Genomic DNA, 25,708 nt, shown 5'->3' on the forward strand with positions numbered 1-25,708 from the left:
GTTATTGAGATTAACTGAAAGAGGACTAAAGTCCTCACTACGAACTGGAATAACTTAACTGATAACTCATAACTTTTAATAAGCACCTTTGCGAGTCAAAACAACAGCGATTGTTTTAAGAATTAATTTTATGTCATAAAGGGGAGACCATTTATTTTGGTAATCAATATCCATGCGGACGATATCTTCAAAATTATTTATCTGAGAGCGTCCATTAACTTGCCATTCTCCAGTAATTCCCGGTTTTACTTGCAAACGTTTGTAGTGATAACTGCAATAATTTTTAACTTCATCTGGAGTTGGTGGACGGGTTCCAACTAAACTCATTTCTCCCCGGAGTACGTTCCAAAATTGCGGAAATTCGTCTATACTCGTACGTCTTAAAAATCGACCGATGCGAGTAATACGGGGATCGTTTTCGTTTTTAAAGATGTGACCTTTAGCTTGATTTTTAACTAAATGTTTTTGACGCTCTGCTCCGACAATCATTGAGCGAAATTTCCAGATCCAGAAGGGTTTTCCATTGAGTCCACAGCGAATTTGTTTGTAAAAAAGTGGACCCGGATCGTCTAATTGCATGATCAGATAAAGGGGAATGGCAATAATACCAGTAATTGTCAAACCTACTATAGCGCCAGAAATATCGATCAGACGTTTTGTTTTGCTGCGAACGCAATAGTGAACGAATTGGTCGATTTCCAAGGAAAGATCGTCGAGATTATCTAATTCGATTGTTGAAGATGGCGGAAGTTTTGATGCAGTAATCACAGTTAATAGATGCTTTTTGAAATTTGAGTTAAACTATTCTCAATCTGCCTACATGATACAGGACTATTTTTCCAGAAAATTAAGTCGATCGGGCAGAATGTTATTTAGACTAGCAGTGATATTTATTTTGGTGCCGGATCGGAAGTATTCTTTAGTGAAGAGAAGGTAGATTGAGGCTGAGTGGTTCGACTAGCTCTTGCTTTTTTCGGGAGAGGAGAGAGGAGAAATATGCTCTGAGAAGTTGACATTGTTGGAGGTTAGGAAGATAGGAAAATTCGTTTTCTCGCTCAAACAGAGGTGCGGCGGCGATCGCTTGATATTCTGGATTGGGGTGTAGGCTTACTGCTAGTTTACTACGATCGACTTTTTGGGGTATTAATCCCGGAGGTAGTTCGCCGTTCAGTATAGCTATTAAGCGCTGTCTGCAAATGTTGGTATTTATACCACGACGTTCTAATTGTTGGATTATTTGTTCGATGGTGAAGGATTCTTCATCCACAATGCGCAAAAGTTCGCAGAGCAAAAAGAGATCGCTATATTGCTGAGAGGTTCGCTCTAAAACTTGTGGATACAAGGGTAGGTTAGCTAATCCTGTGGCTACTCGCGTTTCTCTGACTTCTTGGGTATCTTTAATTACCGTCGCTTCTGGAAATTTAGTTGAAAGTAATTGAGTTAGCGATCGCTCTAAAGTGGCGATCGCTCCACCACTACAAATTACTGTCTCAATCAGTTCGTTGGAAATACCAGTTTGACTCAAGAGGAGGTTGAGTCGTTGGTTAATTCGTTCTAAAAAGGGATAAATTACGCGAACTTCTAAGTCTCGTCGTTTGACTCCCCAAGTGCGATTTCCGAGTTGCGAGGTGAATTGTTCGCGATGTTGCAAAATTAGTTTGACTAACCGCGCTGCTTTTCTTTCTTGTCGTGCAAGATCGGTAGGTTGGTTGATTTCTGCGCTCAATTGTGCTTGATTTCGCGACCATTGAGGATAAATTAACTGAAGGAAAATTTCGCGATCGAGGTCGTTTCCTCCTGCGGAGATGCTAGCTAAGTAAAAATCTGAGTAAGTTAGATTTTCTGGGTTTGTAGGTAAATTTACTAGGGCTAATTCTGTGGTTGTCGCACCTGCATTAATTATGAGGGTATAACCTGTTACGGTATTGATGCTGGGAGATTCGTCTTTTCCTGGTAAATAAGCGAGTAAGGTAGCGATCGCGTCTTCCAAAAAAAAGATTTGCTCTACTCGCTGACACAGTTTCAGCTTTAAAATTGCTTCTCTGAGGTTAAAACGATAAATTTCACCCCATCCTATCGGTGCGCTGAAAATCACTCCTTCTAGGCTCTCTAAAGCGGCTTCTAGGGCTTTTTTATCGAGTCCTACAGCCTTAACTAAAGGTCTCAAATTGAATTTGAGGTATTCTGGAGTTAAGGTTGCTAGTAAGGCTTCTAGGGCTTCCTGTATCCAATAAAGAGAAACTATTTGTTCTCCTAGTTTTAATTTCGGTAGCCACTGTTGGATCTCGCGACTGTAGTAAGGTATTCCTAATTTTAAGTAAGTTTTTAAGTTCTCGAAAAAAATTCCGCCACGGGTTTGAGTGAAGGATAATGCTTCCCAGGCGATCGTTAAGGGTGAGTTTATCTGATTTTTCTCTGACTGAGGATGGCAGTATACCGCAGTGGGTAAGCGAAAGCTAGATTTGTCACACTCGCGATCGTTGTTTGACAACCAATAAAGGGGATATTGCTTACCGTTACTCACATTTAGTAGTACCGCAGCAATACCAGTCGTACCAAAATCTATTCCTAAGTACCAGTGAGGTTCGTTTTTCTCCTCCTGGTTGAGTTTTACCGAATGAGGCATTTTTCCGGCTAATTTGTGTTTGGTTGTGAAATCGAGATTAGATGTATTATTCTACGTTTCTAGATTAAGTTTGTAAGCGATTGCTGTTTTCGCTCGCATCGCTATTTGCTTCTAATTCTGGCGCAATTTCTTCGTTAGCGATCGCTGTTTCTTCTTCGCTGGCTACAGTTTCAGCGCTATTTGCTTCTAATTCTGGCGCAATTTCTTCGTTAGCGAGCGCTGTTTCTTCTTCGCTGGCTACAGTTTCAGCGCTATTTGCTTCTAATTCTGGCGCAATCTCTTCATTAGCGAGCGCTGTTTCTTCTTCGCTGGCTACAGTTTCAGCGCTATTTGCTTCTAATTCTGGCGCAATCTCTTCATTAGCGAGCGCTGTTTCTTCTTCGCTGGCTACAGTTTCAGCGTTATTTGCTTCTAATTCTGGCGCAATCTCTTCATTAGCGAGCGCTGTTTCTTCTTCGCTGACTACAGTTTCAGCGTTATTTGCTTCTAATTCTGGCGCAATCTCTTCATTAGCGAGCGCTGTTTCTTCTTGAATTACTGCGATATTTTCCTCTAGATGTGAGGTTGTCTGTTCCCTTGGGCGATCGCTATTATCAAATTGTTCTTCAAAAACCGATTCCGTATTTTCTTCTCCTGGTAGATTTGTCACTTCTTGCGTCGATTCTTCATCCCAAGGAGATACAATAGTAAACTCTTGAGCAAACATAAAATTTTCCGACGACTTATTCAATTCCTGATTTTGCTCAGTGTCTACTTCTTCAGACAAGCGATCCAAAGGAAAGTTCTCCAAATCTTCCTCAGCTAACAATTCTTCTGGTAATGCAAATGAATCTACCGCAGAATTTTCTTCAAATAACGAACTTTCATTGTTAAATGAGTAATCTAAAGATTGAGATTCACTTTCAAAACGCTGTAAATCTTCACTTAGCTGCTGAAGTTTATTTTCGTCTAATACGTTTTCTAAATCTTCTCTATCAGATTCCTGCTTATTTGTCAAGAGCAAATTTTCTTCTGGAGAAGCAGGAAGATAATCATCTTCATTGGGATCGGGTATAAACTCAAAATTAACTGGTGCGACATCGGAAGAATTTTGAGTAGGAAGTTCAATTAGCTCTGTCAAAGCATTAATTGTCTCAACCGCGTCAGAATCCTCAATCATAGCGACAGTAATGGGATTAGTGTCGTTAGGTAAAGTAGAAACATCATCTGCATCCTCACCAAACAAAAATTCTTGAGCAGTGCGAGGTGTGGGAGCCGAAGTAAAATCTACTAAAGGAGTTAAACCACTTCCTGAAGCTGGATCTGGCAATCCTGCAAACAGAATCGCTTCCCCCCCAGGAGTTTCTAGTCGAGAAGAATGACTTGGCGATCGCCAATCAGCAAAAGATTCATCAACCGCTTCCGTAATCCGAACGAAAAGAGACTCAGATGTGCCAGTTTGTTCATTATCGGGCGATCCCAAGCGATCGGCAATCGAAGCCAAATCTGGATTAATTTGCTCCGGGGGTAAATCCAGTTGAAAAATTGCTTCAATCGCGAGATCGCCGCTTAGGTTGCTAGACTTTTTCTCATCACTTCTCGAAAATTCGTTATCTTCCTCACGATCTCCATCCGAGCTAATTTCTAAAAATTGCTCTTCATTTCCTAGCGCCGAATCCGCGCGAATTTCTATACCCGCAAAAGGATAAACTTGTGGAGATAATCTTTTCCGTGCAGAAGCCAAAGATTCGCGATCGGAGGAACTTATTTGCTCTCGACTCAGCTTATTTACTTCTGGAGTAATTACTGGAGAAGAAGACAGCAAACTCACATTCAGCAATTCGCCTTTTTTGCCTAAATCGTAGAGATTTGCCAATCCTTCAGACAAAGACTGCTCGTAACTTTGTAAATCTCGTTGTAGCGTTTCCAACACCGCCCGAAAAGTCACATCCAAATTCAGCAACAAACCATCTGTTTCCTGTTGCAACCGGCGTAACTGTTCGACCTGTTGCAATTGCTTTAAAATTAACGGAGTTTGTTCTGGATCAACTAAATCTGGTGGTTGAGACTGCAAAAACTCAGCTTCCAAATTCGACCAAGTTTGCACCATTTGTTGCCGCAAACTAGCCTGCAAGCGAGTTGTCAGCACCTGTAAAAACTCTGCCAGTTGCTGTTGTCGCTCTTGACGTAGCTGAGTAACCTCTTGTTGCAGCAACTCTCTTTCTTGACGCAAAGCCGCCAATTCATCCCGCCAAGTTTGAACAGGATTAACCCCCACACTGTTCATTTGTTCTACTATAGCTTCAGCGATCGCCCGATAGGGCGCGGGGTTTTGCCCAATCGCCGCAGTCATTTCTTGTTCGATCGAACTTAACTCTTCTGGAGGTGCAGTCGGAGTTACCAACTTACTATCCAGAGAAACCAAATAGCGACGAAGATTTTCGAGAACCAGCTTTTGCTCTTCAGCAACCTGATACCAATCAGCATCCGATTGATTAGAGTCAGTCAGCAAAACGCGATCGATATCAGCGATAAGAGATTCGAGGTTTTGATCGTGTGGAAAAGTCACAGTGACACCCTATCAGGAGAACAAACTCCGCTTGCGGTGCAGAGAGATTTATCAGGAAAGGTTTCCAGAATATCCCCATTATAGTTACAGGTTTTCATCAACATTTTGTAAGATGTTACTTTTACCGAACGTACTATCACGCCCTGTATTTTCGGAAGACCTGCACTTTGGGAAATACTTTCTAATCATCTTACCATTGTCATTGACATCCGCATCGATCGAGTGTGTAGTTCGCCAGATCGAATCAACCTCACTTAAATTTTCGTAAGCTATGTAGATGTCGCACAACAGAGGCTCACTCAAATTCTGGATATAGAGCATAATAACTGTGGATGCGAACGATTGGCATTTGCCGCGTCCGTTTCTGCTACAAAAGTAACTATTGCGGAAAAATACTTCTGGCTTAAGGAAAGGACGCATTAATTCTTTTTGCCCTGACAGTCCGCGATACAATTGCTACTTATCAAAAAACAGCGTTGAAATTCTGCTCATGTCTCATGGAAGACCGACTCAACTCTCGCGAACTAAATCCCGACTTAGATAGATTAATGAACTCTGCTCCTGTTTTTGCGGGCTTACCCCCAGAAACGGTAGAGAAAGCTTTGTGCCACGTCGTTACTCGCAGTCATCCCTCCAATCAGGTAATTTTACTGGAAAACGACTGGGGTGGCTCAGTTTATTTTATTTTGGAGGGTTGGGTAAAAATCCGTACCTATAACCTTGATGGCAAAGAGGTAACTCTCAATATTATCGGTAAAGGAGAAGTTTTTGGTGAAATGGCGGCAATGGATGAAGTGCCGCGATCGACCGATGTAATTACGCTCACACCGACGAAAATTAGCAGCATCCCGGCTCAAGATTTTACTGAGTTGATTCGTTCGGAACCTTTGGCTGGTTTGCGTTTGGCACAATTAATGGCAAAGCGTTTGCGTCAAGTAAATCGCCGACTGCGATTGCGGGAGGCGGATAGTATGTCTCGTGTAGCGGACACGATTTTATTTTTAGCTGAGGGACAAGGAAAAGAAGTTGATGGAGTGACGGAAATTCCTAATTTACCTCACCGAGAATTAAGTAGCCTGAGCGGTTTAGCGCGGGAGACAGTAACGCGAGTGCTGACTAAGCTAGAAAAGAAGGGGCTGATTGTCAGGGAAAATAATGTGCTTCGCATTCCCGATACCTCAGCTTTGGAAAGAATTATTACTTAGGATTAATGAGCGAATCACCACCAGGATCGAGCGATCCGTTAATTGATGAAAGTAACTGGGTTGACAATGATGATTCTCCCTCGGAATCTTTAACACCGAAAGCTAACTCTCAACAGTCACCAACCCGTATGTTTAGCCCTCATGCACCGATCGCGATGGTGGAAACGGCTTTTTTAGCAAGTACGGCAAGTTTGATCTGGCTGATTAATTATTATTTTCCGCCGGGACCTTTGCTGAAAATTTTTTTTCCCATCCCGATCGCTTTGGTTTATTTGCGACGAGGTTCCCGCGCTGGTTGGATGGCGGCATTGGTTTCTTTTCTGTTACTGTCTGTGTTGATGGGTCCGACTCGTAGTATTGTCTTTCTGATGCCTTATGGTTTGATGGGCGTGCAGTTGGGGGCGATGTGGCAGCGTGGTAGTGGTTGGCTCTGGACGATTTTTTTGGGTACGCCGCTCGGGGCGATTGGTTTCTTTTTCCGTTTTTGGCTGTTTTCGATTCTCTTGGGTGAAGACCTTTGGGTTTATGTGATTACCCAAGTTACGGAACTACTGGAATGGATTTTTATCAAGTTAGGTTTGCTGGCAACTCCCAGTGTGTTTTTGATTCAGATCATTGCCATTGTGACAATTTTTATTAATAATCTCATTTATCTGTTTGTGGTTCATCTGGTGGCTTTGGCTGTTCTCGATCGCCTGGGAAATCCAATTCCACGACCTCCTCAATGGGTGCAAGTGATTCTCGATTACGAATGACGGTTCAAGTTTATACTCGCTCTGAACAAGGAAATTGGTGGTTGCAGCGCTATCAAGGGAAACTACCAATTTTTGCTTGTATTTTGGGTTTTACGGCAACGGGCTTGATTGAGGGGATTTCGGCGGCGGGGGCAACTCCGGCGGCGCGACGCTATACGGCGATCGCTGATGCTGAGTTTTTGGTTAATGGGGTTCGCCCTCGTCCTCGCTTTCCTTTACCTCCTTTGGATTTGGGCATTTCTCCGGTTTTTATCTCTCGTGCTGTGCTTGAGGGTTGCCAAATTCCGGTTTTTGTGCTAAATGCCGGTTTACCTCGATCGCCAGCAATTGAGGCGATCGCGCTCGGTGGTAGTCCTGCTAGATGTCTGACTTCTGGTCGCTCTTTACCTTTGGCTACGGTTAAACATTTGTTTGCTCAAGGTTTACGTTGGGGAGAGCAATTTGCGGCTCAAGTTGGAGACGGTTATTTAATTGTTTCTGAATGCGTTGTGGGCGGTACGACTACGGCTTTAAGCGTTCTGACTGCTTTGGGTGTTGATGCTGCTGGGAAGGTGAATAGCTCTCATTCTCGCTGCAATCACGAGCAAAAATGGGAGGTAGTTCAAGCAGGTTTACGTGCGGCTGGGTTATTACCAGAAATAATTGCGAAAAATTGTGATTTTGTCGATCCCCTAGAGATTATTGCTGCTGTTGGCGATCCCATGCAGGTTGTGGCTGCGGGAATGGCGATCGCTGCTTCGCGTAGCTGCGGCGTTCTTTTGGCTGGCGGTACACAAATGCTGGCAGTTTCTGCTTTAGCTAAAAAAATAGCTCGCGATCGCCAGCTTGAATGGCAACCAAAACAAGTCGTAGTCGGTACTACTTCTTGGGTAGTTCTCGATTCTACTGGAGATACTATCGGGTTAGCAAAAGAGCTGGGAGATTTGTCGTTGTTAGCAACTAAACTCAGTTTTGCTCGCTCTCGCTATGCTCAACTACAAGTTTACGAACAAGGCTATGTCAAGGAAGGTGTAGGTGCAGGTGGAGCAGCGATCGCTGCTTCTCTCTACCAAGGTTGGACTTCTAGACAATTACTTAATTCAATTGAAGCACTTGTGGAGCGCTATCAAAGCTGTCTTGCTGAGCTTGAAAGTTCTTGACGGTCAGTTTCCCAATTTTGTATAAATATTCAACTTAGAGTTTTTCCTATCCAAGCCTGGAAAGCTATCAACCTCTTTCTCTTTTCCTCCCGAACAATTATTGATTTTTACCACTCTAGACGTGAATTCTCCGAGCCAATAATTGCTCTTCCAAAGCAGCAATTCGATTATAAGCTGCTGTCAGTTGCACGGTTAGCCGTCGAATTTGAATTTCTGGTGGTAAATTCTTCTCGCTATCGTATTCGGTATGACTGTCCCAACTACTATCGTCATTGAGAATATCTTTGTGGCTCATTAACAATTCGTTACTGTCTTGATTTCGCCGCTCTACTCGTCTAAATTCTACTGTATCGGAAAAATTTTCCTTGAGCTGGGCAGATTGCTCTTGCTTGTCCGTTACAAATGTTGATATTTGATTGCTCAAATGCTCAACTATCTGGTACAGTCCATCTACTTTTTGATTGAGGTCGATAATTTGATTTTGAAGTCGATCCATAACATCACCAATTGTCACAGTTATATTCTATTTCATCTTAAGTGCTTTAGCCGAATTTCCTGACTGATTTCTACTTTATTTAATCTTTGAAGCCGAGCGCAATTTGCCAAGTAAATTACTGTAAATACCGATACAGTCTCTTTGGTCATTCTCACGTTCATCAGTCTCAAATTCAGTTACTTTCGCTGCTAATTCAGCTTCACTTGCTGACGAGAGCGCAACTAAATTTTTTCCTGGAACAAGTTAAGCAAATATACTTAAGTCTCTCGGCAAGATAAAAAACGCTCAAAACTTTGACAGCTAAGAGGTACAAAGTTGGGTTTCTCGAAAAATTCTGGGAAAAATGCTCGCCTGTACTTTAGTCTTCACCAGAAAAACTGTGAAAATTTTCTGACTAAAATGAGCAAGCTTAACCTAGTGAAACTAATCGATCGCTGAAAAGCTAATTAAGAATATTAATTATTGGCTTGATGAAGAAAATATTCTTAAATTAGCCCTAGACACAAATCCCAGTGTAATTTCAGCTACTTTGGCAAAAAAGGCATAATTTTAAGTCTTCGATCGCTGAGAGCGAAGATTTGAGTATACACCGAAAATTTACTAATTTTCTCAAAAGAAACAAATTAACTAAAGTTGGCGATCGCCAAAACAATACTAGAGGCTACGAGTTTGATAAAGTAGAGTTATGTTAAATCGTCGTGCCTTTTTACTCAGTGCCACAGCTACAGCAATTTTGCCGTTGCTTTCCAGTTGCAGCAACACCTCACCGAATTTGTCGGTAAGATTGCTGAAAAATTCTCTTCCTCCTCAACTTGTCGGCGAATTTCGCGATTCTTTACCTCGACGCACGTCGCTAAATTTTCAAGCTGAAGAATTATTACAGGATATCTTCCGCCAATTGGAAAGATGGCAAAATCAAGATGAAACTCTAACTAGCCGAAAGTGGTGGCAATTGCCAAACCAGGGAAAATCTTCTCCGCCAGAGTTAGTTACTTTAGGAAATTATTGGCTAACCCAAGCAATTCAAGAAAATCTCATTCAACCTCTAGATAATCTAGAAAAACTTTCTGGTTGGCGAAATCTAGATCCTCGCTGGCAGCAGTTGGTAAAACGTAACGAACGAGGTTTACTCGATAGCGAAGGTAAAATTTGGGGCGCACCTTATCGTTGGGGTACGACAATGCTCGCATATCGCCAAGATAAACTCAAGTCTATTGGTTTTGTTCCCCAAGATTGGAGCGATTTATGGCGAGAAGAGTTACACGATCGCATTTCTTTACTCAACCAACCACGAGAAGTTATTGGCTTAACTCTCAAAAAACTTGGTTACTCCTACAATACTTTAAATCTTACTCGGATACCGAACCTAAAATCAGAATTACTTACCTTACACCAACAAGTTAAATTATATAGTTCGGAAAATTATTTGCAACCTTTAGTTCTTGGCGATACTTGGCTAGCAGTTGGTTGGTCGGCAGACATTTTAGCTCTCCAAGCGCGTTACCCTAGCATCGTAGCGGTGATTCCTCGTTCCGGAACCTCTCTTTGGGCAGATTTATGGGTAAAACCGAAAAAATCTCCTGCGGAAGTTAGCGATTTTGAAAATCTATCTTACCAATGGATTAATTTTTGTTGGCAACTCAAAGCCGCAATTCAAATTTCCTTATTCACTCGTGCAGCTTCTCCCTACATTATCAGTTCGCAACGGGAAGATTTACCCAAAGATATTCTGGAAAATCCTCTCTTGCTTCCTGCGGAAGAGATTTTAACTCAAAGCGAGTTTATTTATCCTCTCCCGAAAGCATCTCAGCAGCAATATCTCGATTTGTGGAGGGAAATTCGTTTGTAATTGGGGACTGGTGATTGGGGACTGGTGATTGGGGACTGGTGATTGGGGATTGGGGATTGGGGATTGGGAAATTGGGGATTGGGAAATTGGGAGACAAGGAAGAGGGGGAAGAGTAAGAGGAGAAGGAGGATAAACTAATAACTGATAACTGTTAACTGATAAGTGTTAATCCCCAGTCCCCTCATTTAGCCCACTGCATAGTCACTCATTTCTCGCATGAAAGGAGGATGAAAACCTAGTACAATATCTTGTTTTGGCACACCCAAATCGACTAAATCTGCTGCAATATCATGCTCAGTTGAATTGTAAAAAATCCAGATTTTCTCATTGCGAATATCAAGATGGATTACACAATGATGCACCCAGCGTTTATGCTGCCAACCCAGATGCACAATTTGATAGCGATCTCGCTGTGTATCAAAAATAGTCTCAACCTCAAGATCGCCATAAGCTGGCTTAACTTCTGCGTAACCAGTCAACAATTGCTGCACAATTTGCTGATAGTTGATTAGTTTATCCGTCACTCCTTCCATAGTGAAATTTGCTCCAATTCAATGTCGTAAACAATCAGTTTTACGGAATTTTCTTGCAGCATTGAGGCGGGAAAATCTTTTTGAAAGAAACTGTTATAGACTAGATCGGGGACGGCTAAATAGAGAACGCGATCGGGTTCTTCACGACGCAATGCAGCCCGATAATTAATAAACTGCCCCAGCGCTGTATGAAATTCTGAAATTGCCGAGGCACTAGCCAAAAAACTTTTGACTTCAACCGCAATTTTCTCATCTCCTCGCTCCGCAGCCAGTAATCTTTCTGCACCCAAGTCAATTTCCATATCTACACCACCTACTTTAATCTGAAGTGGATCGTGAGTGACGTTCCACCCATCTTTAGTAAGAGCCGTCTTAACAACTTGATGAAAACGATCCTTAGCCACAACAGATGATTCGATAAGCGAGGTGCAATTCAAATCTATCACACTAAATAAAAGAGCGATCGCTCCGCCGACCTGACGGTACGCGCAGAGTTTTGAATCTCAAAAAGATAACTATTTTAGCTTTCTACATTAATGCTCGTTGTTTTCCTCCTCTTCCAAGTCTCCCAATACCTAATCCCCAATCCCTAAGATTGAGGTGAAAGCTGGAAACCATCATCGTCGATTGGATCTAAATCGAGATTGCATTGGGTAGGGTTAGCAGTGAAATTACAACCATAGGTAGCTAAACAATCTCCTTGTTGGTTGAAGATGCGAAGATTGTAACCGTAGTTACGAGCTACTGTCCCAAATTGATTGATAAAGCGATAGCGGTCTAAATAATTATAAAATGTCCAATATTGACGATTAACGATTAAATCGATGCGACGTTCGTTTGGGTAAGCGAGCCAGTTGTTGATTAGTTTACCATTGAAGGTGTCAAATTGTTCTTTTGCCCACCACAGGCTAGGTGTGGTTAATCCGGTAGGGGTGGTTGTGGAAGCGGTGACGACGTAGCCATCGCTAATTACTTGATTTTCCCCTAATAATTCTGTTTGTAATGGTATTTCACAAGATACTGCTGGGGAAATCGTTTGGGCTGTGGCTATTTCCGCTACAAATAAAGGAACAATAGTTAGTAGTAAGATCGGTATTTGTCTAGGAGTCAATTGTCGTTTCGGGTACATGGTTTTTTGCTAATTAATTTATCTTTTTCTGACAAAGACTTGACAATTGCACGATAGTTCCTTTTTTTTATTCCCAAAGTCGCCGTCGTGGGGAACCGTTAAGGCGTTGATGTGTATCTCGGAGTAAAGTGGGAATATCGAGTTGTTCGGGACAGCGAGGAAGACATTCACCGCAGTCGGTACAGTGAGAACCTTTGCTTCCGGGAAACCAATGTCCGGCGTTACCAAACATTCGATAGCGATATTTTCCATATTCATTCATATTGTAGGCTACGGCTAAATTCCGCAGTCGCAAAACTTCAGGAATATTAATTTCTTCGGGACAGGGCAAACATTGATAACATTGGCTACAGCGATCGCTGGCTAAGATTTTTTGGCTATGATTTTCTAAACGAGCAAAAATTTCTTGTTCGCTACCCGTTAAAGGGTAATCAGAATCAGCCATTTGTAGCGGATCGTACAACTGTAGCGGGTTAGTTGCACCTAAACTAAGAGTAGTGATGCGGCGATCGCTTAACAAAAAGCGATAGTTTAATTCTAAAGGTGAGAAGGGCGCACATAATTTGCTGAGGGTTTCTGGTGGATTGTATAGCAAACCGCCTTTATCCGCAGGAGAGATAATAAATACTCCTAAATCCTTTTCCCAAGCCAGTTGCACTGCGGGTTGATTGCGTTGAAAGAAATAATAGTAGTGAAGATTAACAAACTCAAACAGGTCAGTAGCGATCGCCGCGAGGATAATTTCTAAAGGAGCATGAGTCGAAAAACCGAGATGTCTAATTTTACCATCAGTCAAAGCTTCAGCGATCGCGGCAAAACAACCATTTTTGTCTGTCACCCAACTCAGATGTTCCCAAGTATTAATCCCATGAATCGCTAAACAGTCGAGATAATTTAGTTGTAAACGGCTGAGAGATTCATCAATCCAGAGACGCATTTGGTCAGCATCCGGCGTTGGGGGTAGCTTCGAGGTAATATACAATCGATCTCGCGTTACGCCTAATCCCTTTTGCAAAGCTAATCCCAGATACTCCTCACTTTTACCGTAACCTCTAGCAGTTTCCAGATGATTTATGCCCAACCTCACAGCCTGAGAGACAGTTTCCCAAGTATTTTCCGCAGAAGCTAAACAACGCATAGTTCCCAAAGAAAATACTGAATAAAGCAAATTAGTTTTGCCAAAGCGCCTAGTTTGCATTTTATCTGTCAGTGAAACAATTAATTTCTCGGAGAGGGGAAAAATTCCCTCCCCTCAATAAGCTGATGTCTAAGACTCGCCACTAAAACGTCCCCGTTGAATAAAATCCTCTGGACGGATATTAGAGACAAACTGCTTAAAAGCTTGGCGTTCTTCTTCATCAGCATCCCGGTCTACCGGGATTGAAGCATCGGCTACTACCTCTTCCATCACCCAAATCGGGCTATTCGTACGGAGGGCGATCGCGATCGCATCACTGGGACGACAATCAATTTCTTTTTTAGTTTCGCCCTGGCTCATACAAAGGACAGCATAGAAGGTATTATCTTGGAGCGAGTGAATGATAACTCGTTCTAGGGTCATCTCCCATGCTTCCAACAGATTAGCCATCAAATCGTGGGTGAGAGGGCGAGGCATTTTTTGTTTTTCTAAAGCACTGATAATTGCTTTTGCCTGATCTTGCCCGATGAAAATGGGCAAGGCGCGTCTATCGGAACCGTCTTTGAGTAAAACTATCGGACTGCGGGTGATAGCATCTAGTGCAATTCCAGCAACTTTCATTTCAATCATTGGCTTTGCCTCATTAACATAGTCATCATCAGGGATAGAAAAAGGAAACGTAAATTGTTACTCTACAAAAGTGCCATCGATGAAGTTGACAGGATCGACGAGAAAAAAGCGAGCGGTTTGATAGTTTCTCGGCTAAAGATAAGCCGATCGAGCCAAAGTTAGCCAATTAGAGCAAATACGATTAGTTTTGCAAAATTATTGTCACTCTTGAGCTTTCACCTTCATTTTTTTTTGATGCACTTTACTTTCTCAGTATGCCCCACTATGAGGGGGATTGAGCCTATACTTTATGAAAAAAACATACAACAGGTAGACTGAGAAGGTGTTGTTTCTGGCTTTTCTTGGTTGTTCGCCATTTTTTTTTTAGTTCAAAAATGTTCACCGGATTAATTCAAGCCCTAGGTATCATTAAACCCCAAGGTAGCGATCGCTTCGCGATTGAAATTCGTCCTGATTGCGATCGCACGATCTTGTCGGATTTGGCGATCGGCGATAGTATTGCTGTTGATGGTGTTTGTTTAACGGCTGAAGAGGTTTTACCCAATGGCTTTGTCGCTACGGCTTCACCAGAAACTCTACAGCGTACTAGCCTCGGACAGCGCAGCCAAACTGGCAATTATGTTAATTTAGAAGCTTCGGTACGAGTTGGAAGTAAATTAGGCGGACATTTTGTTACAGGTCATGTCGATGCGGTTGGTTATTTAAGCGAATCGATTCAAACTGAAAGAGCCTGGGAAATGTCGTTTGTTTCTTCGGGTGATGGTAGTCAATGGCAGCAGCAAATTGCTCGTTATCTGGTTGCTAAAGGTAGTATAGCGGTTAATGGCATTAGCTTGACTGTAGCAGATTGTCACGCTGATGGCAGTTGGTTCAAGGTGGCTGTAATTCCCCACACTTATGCGAATACGAATCTTTGTTACCTCGAATCGGGTAGTTTGGTCAACTTAGAAAGCGATATTTTAGGGAAATACGTCGATAAGTTGTTAAAATTTAGTTCGGGAAGCGAATCTCCTCAAGAAGATATCAGTATCTCGTTTTTGGCTGAACATGGTTATTGGTGATTTGTGACTGGGGACTGGGGACTAGGTTCAGTTATCAGTTATCAGTGAACAGTTATCAGTTAGCAGTTAGCAGTTACCAGTTAGCAGTTAGCAGTTAGCAGTTAGCAGTTACCAGTTACCAGTTAGCAGTTAGCAGTTACCAATTCCTCCTTGTCTCCCAGTTTCCACCACTAACTGTTCACTGTTCACTGTTCACTGAAGTCCCCCTTGTCTTCCCCCTCTCCCTTGTCTTCCCAGTCACCAGTCACCAGTCACCAGTCCCCAGTCCCCAGTCCCCAGTCCCCAGTCCCCAGTCCCCAGTCCCCAATCCCTAATTCCCACTAAAATCATAGCCAAGTTGAATTGTACCTGGCGATCGCGTAATTTCTGTACTTGCACCTTGAGAAGATAAGCGTATGCGAAGTTCACCTTTAGGGGTAACTCCAACTATAATTCCCGGAGAACCATCGATAACTACTTTCCTCCCCAAATTAATCAATAATTCTCGATAATTAGCTAAAATTTTCTCTATTCCTAATGATGCGTAATCGCGAAACGCAGCTAAAATTCCCGTAACAATAATTGCTGCTAAATCTTCTAACGAATCAAGCAAAATTGTCTCTCGATCTTCCCGGAAAGATTGCAAACTTATCCCCGTATCAGGAACCAAATTTCCCCAATTAATTCCTACACCAATAACTGCACGATTTATATTTCCCTGTTGAACGCGAGTTTCGGTGAGAATTCCGCCCAGTTTCCGTCCTGCTAAAATCAAATCATTAGACCACTTTATTAATACCGGAATGTGATAATTTCGTAAACTATTCGCCACTCCCCAAGCCGAAAAAATAGTCAAATGGGCGCTATTTGTTGCGGGAATATTCGGAGATAAAGCAAGCGAAATATATAATCCGCCAACTTCCGAAACCCACGATCGCCCCCACTGTCCTTTACCTGCGGTTTGCTGTTCGGCTATAACTATTCTAGGAGTAGTTGCACCTGTTTCTAATAATTGCCAAAGTGTTTGGTTAGTGGAACTAACTTTGGCGAAGTTGTGAAGCGGAATTTCGTATTTTTGTCCTTCGGGAGACAATTTGTGTAACTGCGTGAGAAATTTTTGTCGATCGAATGCCACTGTTATTTAACTAAAATTTTCTTAAATAGGTTAGCATATATTTAATTTTTTGCTATCATTTTCACAGTTGAGAATTTGATAGTTTGTTTTGATTTTGCTTCGGCAAAAATGCTAGTTAAATTTATTTTGAGGTAAAATATTTGGTTTCTACTTCTATTGCTAATCCCCAAATGTTAACTCCTAGTTGGCAGTGGCAAAATTGGCGAGGTTTGCCTTATTTAACTTGTAGTCTTTTAGCTGATTGGCAACATGGCTTTTTTACCCAGCAATTTGACTCTCTTTCTCCCCAACAATTAACCGAGATTTTACAGCCAGAAGCAACAGCTTATCGACTCAAACAAGTTCACGGTAACGCCGTTTTAACTCCCACCGAAATTGAAACAGAAATTGCGTCCGAAACTGAGGAAATTTATGCTCCTGGCGATGGGATAATTACCACCAAACCCCTAGAGTCAGTTTGGGTAGCTTCTGCTGATTGTACCCCAGTTTTGATTGCCGATCGCGTAACTGGAAAAGTCGCCGCAGTTCATGCTGGTTGGCGCGGTACGGCGCAAAAAATCGTTCCCGTAGCGATCGCGCGTTTTCTGAGTTTGGGCAGTTCTCTGGACGATTTGCTCGTGGCAATGGGTCCCGCGATCGCCCCAGAAGTTTATCAAGTCTCCGAAACCGTCGCCGCCGAAGTTAGTGCGAGCATTATACCACAAACCGACGCAAATGACAAGGAAAAAATGCTGATTCAATTAGCCGAATTACCCAATTCTCCCTTATTTCCCGACCCTCAACCAGGGAAAGTCAAAATCGACGTGCGGAGGTTCAACCAAATCCAACTAGAGCAGTTAGGATTGAGAAACGAGCAAGTGGCGATCGCGCCATTTTGTACCTATCAGCAACCCGAACATTTCTTTTCCTATCGTCGCAGCAAACAAAAGAAAATTCAATGGTCAGGAATTATCAGCAAATAACACATTTCCTTGACATTTTCCCCACCTTATTTCTGTAATTTCAACCTAGGGGCAATCCCCCCGTGGTTGCCCCTAACAATTCTACATCATTCGGAGCCTCTGTCATGCACGTCATCCTGAGCGAAGCGAAGGATCTGGAGTAATCAATAGTTTTGAGAATCTAATCAGTAGCAATTATTCTCCCCTCTCCTGGTAAGTTCGGCGAAAACCTCACCCCCCAACCCCCTTCCCTACGAGGGAAGGGGGAGTTAACCAGACTCAGGAATCATCTTTAATATTCTCCCCTCTCCTGGTAGGAGAGGGGCTGGGGGAGAGGTTCTATATAACGAGGAAAGCCGATGATCGGATTTGAACCGACGACCATTCGATTACGAATCGAATGCTCTACCCCTGAGCTACATCGGCGTTGCAGTTAACTATGATAGCGCAAATTTTGACGATTGACTGGGCAGCTTCAGGTCGGGAAGCCATCGGACGACTAAAATAAAGCTATACACCAAAAATTTACTGGTCAATACTAAGTTGTACTTAAATATAGTAGGGGTTTAGAGACTAAAATATTTAAATGAATGAAATATCTAGATACAACTTCTTTTTCATTCGATCTTACGTCATCCTGAGCGAAGCGTTCGCGAAGCGTTCTCGAACAGTAGGATCTCCCCAGATCTTTCGCTTTGCTCAGGATGACATTTTTCCGCATTATCGTCTGACAAGGACACTATCTCTGGACGCAACTTGGTATAAATGATGGCAGAAAAGCGCAAACCACCAGGAAGTAAACTCGATCCCGAAAAATACGCTAGGCTGAAGGCAGAAGCGAAAGCACCTTATCGAGGTTTACGGAAATTTATCTATTTCACTTTCGGGGCTTCGGGCTTGATTGGTGCAGTAGTTTTTCTGGCGCAGTTAGCCGCAGGTAGAGATGTGGCTACGGCTTTACCTAATTTTGCTTTGCAAGTTGGTGTGGTGGCGCTGATGATTTTTCTGTTTCGTTGGGAAAATGAGGTGGAACGCAAGGGGTAATTTTACTTAATTCTTTTTTAAGTTACTTGGTTTACCCGTATTTCCACGGTTATTTCTTTCAGACATTAAATTTAAGCTAGAAACAGATTATCTCTTATTTGTTATCAACAAAAGTAGTTAAAGTCGCTACTATGCAAGTTATCTGGCGCTATTGCTAATAATAGTTGTTAATGTCACCCTTGTTCGTCCTTGCTTATGGAAATAGAACATCGTTTGGGTTTATATCAAGTCTTTTTGAAACTTTACGAGCATAATCGCAGTTTGCTCGATGAAATTCTTCAGTTAGAAAATACTAGAAACCGAAATCTTACTCGTTTTTCGCCACAATATGTGGTTGGTGTGGTGGAAAAAGAGCAAGTTTATTTAGTTACTAATTTATTAAAAGGTAAAACACAAAAAATTCTGCAACCGGAAAAAATTTGGACAATTGGACGGGCGAAAAATCTGGCTTTCTCAATTTTTGACGAACGTTTGTCTCGACATCATGCTGTTATTAAATATCTGGATAACCAAGGTTTTTACCTGGTAGATTTAGATAGCACAAATGGGACTTATGTCAACCACGAACCCGTCCACGAACCTATTTTACTCAAAGAAGGCGATCGCGTGCGTCTCGGTACGATTACTTTCTCGTTTTTCCTCTGCGAAGAGGTACAAAGCTTAAATCCTGTTCCCCAGGAGGTTTTAGCGAAATTGAGTCACACCACTTCCTCCAAATCACCTGGGAAAAAAGCTCAAGCTGCGGTTGCAATTGAAGATAAGGATACCGATTTATTTCTCAAAAACAGATCGCGTCATCCCTCATCTGTTGCGGGAAAAGCCGAGCTAGAATTAAGTCAGAAACAGCGATCGCAAATGTTGGATCGTTTCTTTGAGCGACAAAAAAGTAACTAATTCAAGATTTTACCAGTAAAGGTGGCGATCGCCACCTTTTGATGTTACTCTTCTTCTTGAGAGTCTTCATCCCCACGAGTCACTGAATTAGCGGGAACAATAGCACCCAAATCTAATTGTTCGCGTACTTTTTGCTCAATTTCTACGGCAACTTCGGGATTTTCGTCTAAATACTTAACCGCATTATCCCGACCTTGAGAAATATTATCACCTTCGTAGCTATACCAAGCTCCTTTGCGATTAACTACGCCAGTTTGTTCAGCCAAATCTAGCATACATCCCATCCGGGAAATTCCTTGACCGAAAATAATGTCAAATTCAGCAATGCGGAAAGGAGGAGCAATCTTATTCTTAGCTACTTTAACTTTCGCACGAATACCATACTCGCCCTCACTACCTTTTTTCAAGGTTTGAATGCGACGAATATCTAAACGTACCGAAGCATAGAATTTCAGCGCATTACCACCAGTAGTTACTTCTGGACTACCATAGGTGATCCCAATTTTTTGCCGTAACTGGTTCAGGAAAATCACGGTACAGCCAGACTTACCAATATTACCAGCAATTTTCCGCAAAGCTTTACTCATCAAACGAGCTTGTAAACCCACTTGAGTATCGCCCATTTCCCCTTCAATTTCCGCGCGAGGTGTAAGCGCTGCTACCGAGTCTACAACTACAATATCAACGGCTGCCGATCGCACTAACTGATCGACAATTTCTAACGCTGACTCACCTGTATCTGGTTGCGAAACCAGCAAATTTTCGATATCAACACCTAACACTGAAGAGTAAGCTGGATCTAAAGCGTGTTCCGCATCAACGAAAGCTGCAACACCGCCAGCTTTTTGTACCTCTGCAACGGCATGAAGCGCTAAAGTAGTTTTACCTGCACTTTCAGGACCATAAATTTCGACGATCCGACCTTTGGGAATACCGCCACCTAATGCTAAATCTAAAGTTAGCGCTCCACTGGGGATGGTTTCTACTCGCATCCGAGTAGCATCTCCCAGACGCATAATCGAACCTTTACCGAAACTGCGTTCGATTTGATTGAGAACTAAGTTAAGTGCTTTTTCCTTTTCGGGACTGGTAGTAATGGTAGTGATATTTGTAGCCATTAACGCCTCAAATTTTTACTAAATATCGATTGGTGGTTGGATTTTTCTGGAGCAATCCGCTTCTATTCTAGACGCTCAATCTGCAAATGTTGAAGTTTGAGTCAATCTTTTTGAGAAATTAGCAATTTTATAGTACAAACGTATACCGATCCATTTTAGCCTGTTTCTAATTTTGGAGGTATTTACTTTACAGAAATGTTATTTTTCGGCGATCGCGCCCCTCGTTTGCAGAATTCAATCTTATCATAACTTTCAGGGGATTGGAAGGGGTTGGGGAGAGGGGGAGGATAAACGGATAACTGTTCACTGGTAACTGTTCACTGATAACTGTTCACTGATAACTGATAACTGTTCACTGATAACTGAACCCAGTCCCCAATACCTAATCCCCAATCGCTAATTCTGCCACTTCCGCATCGGTGAGACTCCAACCTAAAGCCCCAGCATTTTGCGCTGCTTGCTGGGCATTTTTTGCGCCTGGAATCGGGATAACATTACCTTGGGCGATTAACCAATTCAACGCAACTTGGGCGGGGGTTTTGTCGTATTTTTCGCCAAACTGACGCAATAAATTCAGTACGGGCGCAATTTTTTCTAAGCCACTTTTACTAAAACGAGGGTCAAAGTTACGCGCCCCACCGGGTTTGTTAACATTTTCTGCGGAATACTTGCCAGTTAGCAATCCTTGTGCTAAAGGACTATAAGCCAAAATTGTCACATCTAACTCACGAGCCGCAGCGAGGATACCATTAGTTTCGATATTTCGATGCAATAGAGAATATTGTACTTGATTGACTGCTAAAGGTACTCCCCTAGCTGCTAGCAGTTGATGGGCTTCGCGCATTTGCTGGGCTGAGTAATTACTTACACCCACACTGGCTATTCTGCCTCGCTTGACTTCATCTGCCAAGGCATTCATCAAGGTTTCTTGACTCATGAAGAAGGTGAAAGACCAATGGACTTGGTAAAGTGTAATTTGTTCGATTTGTAAGCGTTGGAGACTGGCAGTAATCGCATCAGAAACAGCACTTCCTGTAAAACGCCAGGGTACGGGACCGTATTTAGTGGCGATATCTACAGGCTGTCCTAATTCTTGCATAAATTTGCCAAGCAGAGATTCTGACTTTCCTAAACCGTAGACTTCAGCCGTGTCAAAGAAGGTAACACCTGCGTCTATAGCTGCTTTGAAGGCTTGACGCACGTCATCAACCCCGTAGTCTTGACCATAAGCCCAAAATAACTTGTCGCCCCATGCCCAAGTACCGATACCGAGAGGGTTGACAGTGGGACCGTTTTGTCCTAATTGGATCTTTTGCATAAGTTTTCTCTGGTTCGTTTACATTTCTTTATACTTCTCAGTTTAGGAGGTCTGAACAAAGTAAGCTGTAGTCTAAATTGAGGATTGGGTTCAGTTAGCAGTGACCAGTTATCAGTTATCAGTAGAGATTGGAGATTGGGAGACAAGGGAGAGGAGAAGATAAAAAGATAAGAGAGGAAAGTTAATTGAGCTTTTAGTAATTATGGAAACTGAGAATTTGAATAATTCTGAATTTGATAAATATTCGTCGAAAAAACCACTACCGAAAATCAATTTATGGACGATGTTTCGGTTGGGTTTATTTCAGATGGGACTGGGGATTATGTCACTCCTGACTTTAGGGGTGCTAAACCGAGTAATGATTGACGAATTAACAGTGTTACCGTTACTTGCGGCTGGTGCGATCGCGATGCACCAATTTGTTAGTCCGGCGCGAATTTGGTTTGGTCAAATGTCTGATGGAAAACCGATTTTTGGTTATCATCGTAGTGTTTATGTTTGGTTTGGGGCAGCAGGATTTACGATTACTTCTTTCTTGGCTTTACAAGTAATTTGGCAGTTGGGAATTAGTTTGCAAAATTCTGGTTGGAGTGGACAAACTTATGTTTGGGTGGCAATTTTAGCGGTAGCTTTTGCTATTTATGGGTTGGCTTTGAGTGCGAGTTCGACTCCTTTTGCGGCGTTGTTGGTAGATGTTTCTGATGATGATAATCGAGGTAAATTAATCGGTATTGTTTGGTCGATGCTGATGGTGGGGATTGTGGTTGGAGCAATTGTTGGCTCAAGGTTATTAGAAACTCCGGAAGTTTGTGGCGCAGCAATTTTAAATTATAATCCGGGAGCGACGGCAGAGGTAGCTAATATTCCGAGGTTACAAGCAACAATTAATCCAGTTTTTATAATTATGCCTGCAATTGTTTTCGGCTTGTGTTTGCTGGCAACTTTGGGTGTGGAAAAAAAGTATTCTCGTTATAGTTCTCGTGCGACAATTACTGAACGAGAAGACCAAGTTACTTTGAAAAGGGCGTTGCGAGTTTTAACTTCTAGTCGCCAAACTGGGATATTTTTTACTTTTTTACTAATTCTGACAATTAGTTTATTTATGCAGGATGCGGTATTAGAACCTTATGGTGGTGAAGTTTTTGGAATGTGTATTTCGGAAACTACAAAATTAAATGTACCTTTTGGGGTGGGAACGCTGATTGGAATTGGTTCGACGGGTTTTTTATTGTTACCTCGTCTTGGTAAGAAAAATACTACCAAATTTGGTTGTATGGGCGCAGCAGTAAGTTTTGGTTTAATTATTTTGTCGGGTTTTACTGCGAATGCGGGACTTTTGAAGGGTAGTTTGCTGTTTTTTGGTTTATCATCAGGGGTATTAACCGCAGGTGCGACGAGTTTGATGTTAGATTTGACCGCAGCAGAAACCGCAGGTACATTTATTGGTGCGTGGGGTTTAGCCCAAGCGATCGCGCGAGGATTAGCGACGGTACTCGGTGGGGCGGTGTTGAATTTAGGTAAACTAATCTTTACTGTACCAGTTTTAGCTTATGGAACTGTATTTGCAATGCAAGCAATTGGGATGATTGTCGCAATTTGGTTTCTGCGACGAGTAAATATTCGCGAATTTCAAGCTAATGCAAAAGCAGCGATCGCAACAGTTATGGAAGGGGATCTCGATGGATAAGACAGAGTTTTGGGACGAGGTTTTAGATTTTGCGGAGAAAATTACCGCCCGCGTTGGATCTCAATTAGTAACAGAATTTGGTCAAATACGAGCAACGACAAAAGAAGATGGATCTTTAGTCACCCAAGCGGATAAATGGGCAGATCGAGAAATTACTGCGGCGATCGCGAATACTTTTCCTACCCACGGAGTTATCAGCGAAGAAACTCAACATATTCTCCCCGATACTGACTGGTGTTGGGTAATTGACCCCATCGACGGTACAACTAATTTTACGCGGGGAATCCCAGTTTGGGGCATTTCTCTAGGTTTACTTTATCAAGGAACCCCTGTATTCGGTGCAGTCCGTTTACCTCCCCTCGGACAATTTTTTCACGGTTATTGGTATGGTGATTCTGGTTTAACAGGTCCGACTGGCGCATATTTAAACGGTAATCCCATCCATACCAGCCCTGACTCGCCTACTAGCAACCATTTATTTAACCTTTGCGCCCGCAGCACATCTGTCCTGAGAAATACTTTTCCCTGTAAAATTCGGGCGATCGGAGTTGCGACTTACAGCGTCATTCTCGTAGCTACTGGCGCTTCCCTCGGCGCAGTAGAAGCAACCCCGAAAATTTGGGATATTGCCGCAGTTTGGGCGATTTTAAAGGCTGCGGGTGGAGTTTTTGCCCACATCGAACCAGAACCAGTTTTCCCCTTGACAATTGGCGAAAATTATGGTAAGCGTCCTTTTCCGAGTTTAGCTGCTAGTCGGGAAGAATTAGTACCTGTATTTATGCCTTTGGTAGAATTTCTGGGAGAGAAGACACTGGGATCTCAATCTAAAAGCTAAGAATACTTTTCTAGTAAATTGAGTTAGAAATGTTGCCGAATTATATCTAAGTTTAGTTCCAAAAATTCGGCTATCTCTTCAGCATTCCAATCTAGTTTTCGCAGCTTAGGTATCATGTCTAACTTTGTTTGTATCCGAGCTGCTCGAAATCCTTCTCGAAATCCCTCTTTAAAACCTTTTTTATACGCTTCTTGATAAGCTTTAGTTTGCTTTAATTCACCTATTTGAAGCATAATTACTCTTGTCTCTCAAATAAATTTACAGCAGTTATTAATTCTAGATAGAGGGGCAATTATCTCTAAATTACCCATTTTGAACTTGTGATAAAAAGCTACAAAAATTAGAGATAACTTTGTAATCTAGCAAATTATAGATGTTGCTGAACTATCTCTAAATCAAGTTCCAAAACTTCCGCTATTTCTTCAGCAGTCCAATCTAATTTTTGCAGCTTAGGTATCATTGCTAACTTCGTCTCTAGGGAACCTTCTTCTTTTGCTTCTTGATAAACTCTAGTTTGCTTTAATTCACTTAGCCAAAGCATAATTTATCTCGTCTCTCAAATAAATTTACAGATGTTACAAACCTCAATAGAGGGGCAATTTAGGGATAACTGCCCCTTTTAAACTTGTGATAAAAAGCTACAAAAATTAGAGATAAATTCGTAGTCTAGCAAATTATAGATGTTGCTGAACTATCTCTAAATCGAGTTCCAAAAACTCAGCTATTTCTTCAGCAGTTAAATCTAGTTGTCGCAGCTTAGGTATCATTGCTAACTTTGTCTTTAGTGTAGCTTCTTCTCGACCTTCTTCTCGACCTTCTTCTTTTGCTTCTTGATAGACTCTAGTTTGCTTTAATTCGCTTAATCCTAACATAGCTTCTATGTCCTCCCGGCTCAAATTAGGGAATTTGTAAAGAACAATCGTTTCTATTAATTCTAAGACTTGTTGCTGGAGATTGACATCCGCCAAGTCGGTTGTAGTTTTAGCAATAAGCTGACGAGCAAAATCTCCAGCTTGGTTTGGCGACTCGACAACTAACTGAATAATACCAAAACCGAGAGATTGTTCGCCTAAATTGCCAATTTCATCGAGATAAATACGCTGTACATGATTCGACAATAAGTTTTGGTAGCGTGGGTGACATTCTGCTTCGGTACTGCGGCGACGGTAGATAATTACAACATACCAATCTTCGCTCGGAGGTTCATACTGGTAAAAGTAAAGAAAAATTTCGGAAAATAGCCGCGAATAGAATTTTTTCTGTTTTTGAAATTGTACTTCGACAAAGTAAATGGGTTTGTCGGTAGCTTTATCTATGGGGAGAAATAACCCATCGAAGCGAAAAGCTTTTTGCTTGACTTCTGGAGAAGTAAATTGATAGCTGCTGACATCAGTATCAGGTTTACCAATTAGTTCAAAGAAAATACTAGGGAAATTCTTAAATAATTCGTAAAAAAGTGTATCTGTTTTCATCAGTTAAGTTTCTTTTTTCTTTAGATTTGCCGGAAGCTAGTCAAATTGAGTAAATTTGTCTCTGGTAACTAGAGGGAATTCCCCCAACTTTTCTAACTTTTTATGTCGTTGCGTGAGGTTTTGTATCAATCGAGCCTCGGAATCAGAATTTTTTTTGCGCTTACGGCATCCTATGA

The 25,708-nt window shown here is 42.0% G+C and carries 25 protein-coding genes and 1 tRNA gene; 10 read left to right on the plus strand and 16 right to left on the minus strand.

Annotated features, from left to right (window positions below):
- Window positions 1-75: 75 nt before the first annotated feature.
- The 3 genes from G3T18_RS14750 to G3T18_RS14760 all read right to left on the minus strand — a co-directional run bounded on the left by G3T18_RS14750 (window position 76) and on the right by G3T18_RS14760 (window position 5,174).
- Window positions 76-732, minus strand: a complete 657-nt coding sequence (locus G3T18_RS14750) for a sugar transferase (RefSeq protein WP_449868077.1) — start codon at window positions 730-732, stop codon at window positions 76-78.
- Between the two features lie 187 nt (window positions 733-919).
- Window positions 920-2,626 carry an acetate and sugar kinases/Hsc70/actin family protein gene (locus G3T18_RS14755; protein ID WP_224411329.1) on the minus strand — a complete coding sequence of 569 codons (1,707 nt, stop codon included), beginning with the start codon at window positions 2,624-2,626 and terminating at the stop codon, window positions 920-922.
- 64 nt (window positions 2,627-2,690) lie between these two features.
- Window positions 2,691-5,174, minus strand: coding sequence for a hypothetical protein (locus G3T18_RS14760; protein WP_224411330.1), 2,484 nt, complete (start codon window positions 5,172-5,174; stop codon window positions 2,691-2,693).
- A gap of 497 nt (window positions 5,175-5,671) precedes the next feature.
- On the opposite strand from G3T18_RS14760, the gene G3T18_RS14765 reads away from it, so the two are divergent.
- From G3T18_RS14765 to cobT, 3 genes are read left to right on the plus strand one after another with little or no spacing between them, the layout of a single operon-like run.
- Window positions 5,672-6,379, plus strand: coding sequence for a Crp/Fnr family transcriptional regulator (locus G3T18_RS14765; protein ID WP_224411331.1), 708 nt, complete (start codon window positions 5,672-5,674; stop codon window positions 6,377-6,379).
- A gap of 5 nt (window positions 6,380-6,384) precedes the next feature.
- The gene (locus tag G3T18_RS14770) at window positions 6,385-7,134 is read left to right on the plus strand and encodes a DUF2232 domain-containing protein (RefSeq protein ID WP_397333953.1); all 750 of its coding nucleotides are present in this window, start codon (window positions 6,385-6,387) and stop codon (window positions 7,132-7,134) included.
- Window positions 7,131-8,273, plus strand: coding sequence for a nicotinate mononucleotide-dependent phosphoribosyltransferase CobT (gene cobT / locus G3T18_RS14775; RefSeq protein ID WP_224411332.1), 1,143 nt, complete (start codon window positions 7,131-7,133; stop codon window positions 8,271-8,273). Before G3T18_RS14770 ends, cobT begins: the two co-directional genes overlap by 4 nt.
- Window positions 8,274-8,388: 115 nt before the next feature.
- Here the strand turns inward: cobT and G3T18_RS14780 are convergent, their stop codons facing one another.
- Window positions 8,389-8,769 carry a hypothetical protein gene (locus tag G3T18_RS14780; RefSeq protein ID WP_224411333.1) on the minus strand — a complete coding sequence of 127 codons (381 nt, stop codon included), beginning with the start codon at window positions 8,767-8,769 and terminating at the stop codon, window positions 8,389-8,391.
- A 685-nt stretch (window positions 8,770-9,454) separates the two neighbouring features.
- Between G3T18_RS14780 and G3T18_RS14785 the strand changes: the two genes are divergently transcribed.
- The gene (locus G3T18_RS14785; RefSeq protein ID WP_224411334.1) at window positions 9,455-10,618 is read left to right on the plus strand and encodes an extracellular solute-binding protein; all 1,164 of its coding nucleotides are present in this window, start codon (window positions 9,455-9,457) and stop codon (window positions 10,616-10,618) included.
- Window positions 10,619-10,803: 185 nt separating this feature from the next.
- Here the strand turns inward: G3T18_RS14785 and G3T18_RS14790 are convergent, their stop codons facing one another.
- From G3T18_RS14790 to G3T18_RS14810, 5 genes are all read right to left on the minus strand, one after another.
- On the minus strand, window positions 10,804-11,151 hold the full coding sequence (locus tag G3T18_RS14790; protein ID WP_224411335.1) for a XisI protein: 348 nt from the start codon (window positions 11,149-11,151) through the stop codon (window positions 10,804-10,806).
- Window positions 11,139-11,555 carry a XisH family protein gene (locus G3T18_RS14795; protein WP_224411336.1) on the minus strand — a complete coding sequence of 139 codons (417 nt, stop codon included), beginning with the start codon at window positions 11,553-11,555 and terminating at the stop codon, window positions 11,139-11,141. Before G3T18_RS14795 ends, G3T18_RS14790 begins: the two co-directional genes overlap by 13 nt.
- A 185-nt stretch (window positions 11,556-11,740) precedes the next feature.
- Complete coding sequence (locus G3T18_RS14800) at window positions 11,741-12,280, minus strand: hypothetical protein (protein ID WP_224411337.1); 540 nt, start codon at window positions 12,278-12,280, stop codon at window positions 11,741-11,743.
- Between the two features lie 67 nt (window positions 12,281-12,347).
- Window positions 12,348-13,478, minus strand: coding sequence for an aldo/keto reductase (locus tag G3T18_RS14805; RefSeq protein ID WP_224411338.1), 1,131 nt, complete (start codon window positions 13,476-13,478; stop codon window positions 12,348-12,350).
- Window positions 13,479-13,547: 69 nt separating this feature from the next.
- Window positions 13,548-14,048: a bifunctional nuclease family protein gene (locus tag G3T18_RS14810; RefSeq protein ID WP_224411339.1), complete on the minus strand. Its 501-nt coding sequence runs from the start codon at window positions 14,046-14,048 to the stop codon at window positions 13,548-13,550.
- Between the two features lie 374 nt (window positions 14,049-14,422).
- Here G3T18_RS14810 and ribE point away from each other — a divergent pair, with 374 nt between their 5' ends.
- Complete coding sequence (ribE, locus tag G3T18_RS14815) at window positions 14,423-15,109, plus strand: riboflavin synthase (protein WP_224411340.1); 687 nt, start codon at window positions 14,423-14,425, stop codon at window positions 15,107-15,109.
- Between the two features lie 310 nt (window positions 15,110-15,419).
- On the opposite strand, the gene G3T18_RS14820 is transcribed toward ribE, so the two are convergent.
- Complete coding sequence (locus G3T18_RS14820; RefSeq protein WP_224411341.1) at window positions 15,420-16,223, minus strand: biotin--[acetyl-CoA-carboxylase] ligase; 804 nt, start codon at window positions 16,221-16,223, stop codon at window positions 15,420-15,422.
- 170 nt (window positions 16,224-16,393) lie between these two features.
- Here G3T18_RS14820 and pgeF point away from each other — a divergent pair, with 170 nt between their 5' ends.
- The gene (pgeF, locus tag G3T18_RS14825) at window positions 16,394-17,185 is read left to right on the plus strand and encodes a peptidoglycan editing factor PgeF (protein WP_224411375.1); all 792 of its coding nucleotides are present in this window, start codon (window positions 16,394-16,396) and stop codon (window positions 17,183-17,185) included.
- Window positions 17,186-17,518: 333 nt separating this feature from the next.
- Here the strand turns inward: pgeF and G3T18_RS14830 are convergent.
- A tRNA-Thr gene (locus G3T18_RS14830) sits at window positions 17,519-17,590 on the minus strand.
- A gap of 339 nt (window positions 17,591-17,929) precedes the next feature.
- On the opposite strand from G3T18_RS14830, the gene G3T18_RS14835 reads away from it, so the two are divergent.
- Together G3T18_RS14835 and G3T18_RS14840 are read left to right on the plus strand one after the other, a co-directional pair.
- Window positions 17,930-18,208 carry a DUF3493 domain-containing protein gene (locus G3T18_RS14835; protein ID WP_397333954.1) on the plus strand — a complete coding sequence of 93 codons (279 nt, stop codon included), beginning with the start codon at window positions 17,930-17,932 and terminating at the stop codon, window positions 18,206-18,208.
- 195 nt (window positions 18,209-18,403) lie between these two features.
- Window positions 18,404-19,102, plus strand: a complete 699-nt coding sequence (locus G3T18_RS14840) for an FHA domain-containing protein (RefSeq protein WP_224411342.1) — start codon at window positions 18,404-18,406, stop codon at window positions 19,100-19,102.
- A gap of 44 nt (window positions 19,103-19,146) precedes the next feature.
- Here the strand turns inward: G3T18_RS14840 and recA are convergent, their stop codons facing one another.
- Both recA and G3T18_RS14850 read right to left on the minus strand, forming a co-directional pair.
- On the minus strand, window positions 19,147-20,220 hold the full coding sequence (recA, locus tag G3T18_RS14845) for a recombinase RecA (RefSeq protein WP_224411343.1): 1,074 nt from the start codon (window positions 20,218-20,220) through the stop codon (window positions 19,147-19,149).
- Window positions 20,221-20,602: 382 nt separating this feature from the next.
- Window positions 20,603-21,538: an aldo/keto reductase gene (locus G3T18_RS14850; protein WP_224411344.1), complete on the minus strand. Its 936-nt coding sequence runs from the start codon at window positions 21,536-21,538 to the stop codon at window positions 20,603-20,605.
- A gap of 202 nt (window positions 21,539-21,740) precedes the next feature.
- Here G3T18_RS14850 and G3T18_RS14855 point away from each other — a divergent pair, with 202 nt between their 5' ends.
- Both G3T18_RS14855 and G3T18_RS14860 read left to right on the plus strand, forming a co-directional pair.
- Window positions 21,741-23,225: a BCD family MFS transporter gene (locus G3T18_RS14855; protein WP_224411345.1), complete on the plus strand. Its 1,485-nt coding sequence runs from the start codon at window positions 21,741-21,743 to the stop codon at window positions 23,223-23,225.
- Window positions 23,218-24,060, plus strand: a complete 843-nt coding sequence (locus G3T18_RS14860) for an inositol monophosphatase family protein (protein WP_224411346.1) — start codon at window positions 23,218-23,220, stop codon at window positions 24,058-24,060. Before G3T18_RS14855 ends, G3T18_RS14860 begins: the two co-directional genes overlap by 8 nt.
- A 23-nt stretch (window positions 24,061-24,083) precedes the next feature.
- Here G3T18_RS14860 and G3T18_RS14865 read toward each other — a convergent pair whose 3' ends face one another.
- The 3 genes from G3T18_RS14865 to G3T18_RS14875 all read right to left on the minus strand — a co-directional run bounded on the left by G3T18_RS14865 (window position 24,084) and on the right by G3T18_RS14875 (window position 25,532).
- Complete coding sequence (locus G3T18_RS14865) at window positions 24,084-24,293, minus strand: hypothetical protein (protein WP_224411347.1); 210 nt, start codon at window positions 24,291-24,293, stop codon at window positions 24,084-24,086.
- Window positions 24,294-24,427: 134 nt separating this feature from the next.
- Window positions 24,428-24,601: a hypothetical protein gene (locus G3T18_RS14870; RefSeq protein WP_224411348.1), complete on the minus strand. Its 174-nt coding sequence runs from the start codon at window positions 24,599-24,601 to the stop codon at window positions 24,428-24,430.
- Window positions 24,602-24,734: 133 nt separating this feature from the next.
- The gene (locus G3T18_RS14875) at window positions 24,735-25,532 is read right to left on the minus strand and encodes an Rpn family recombination-promoting nuclease/putative transposase (protein ID WP_224411349.1); all 798 of its coding nucleotides are present in this window, start codon (window positions 25,530-25,532) and stop codon (window positions 24,735-24,737) included.
- Window positions 25,533-25,708 lie beyond the last annotated feature (176 nt).

Origin of the sequence: Oscillatoria salina IIICB1 (assembly GCF_020144665.1) — a bacterium.
GTDB lineage: Bacteria > Cyanobacteriota > Cyanobacteriia > Cyanobacteriales > SIO1D9 > IIICB1.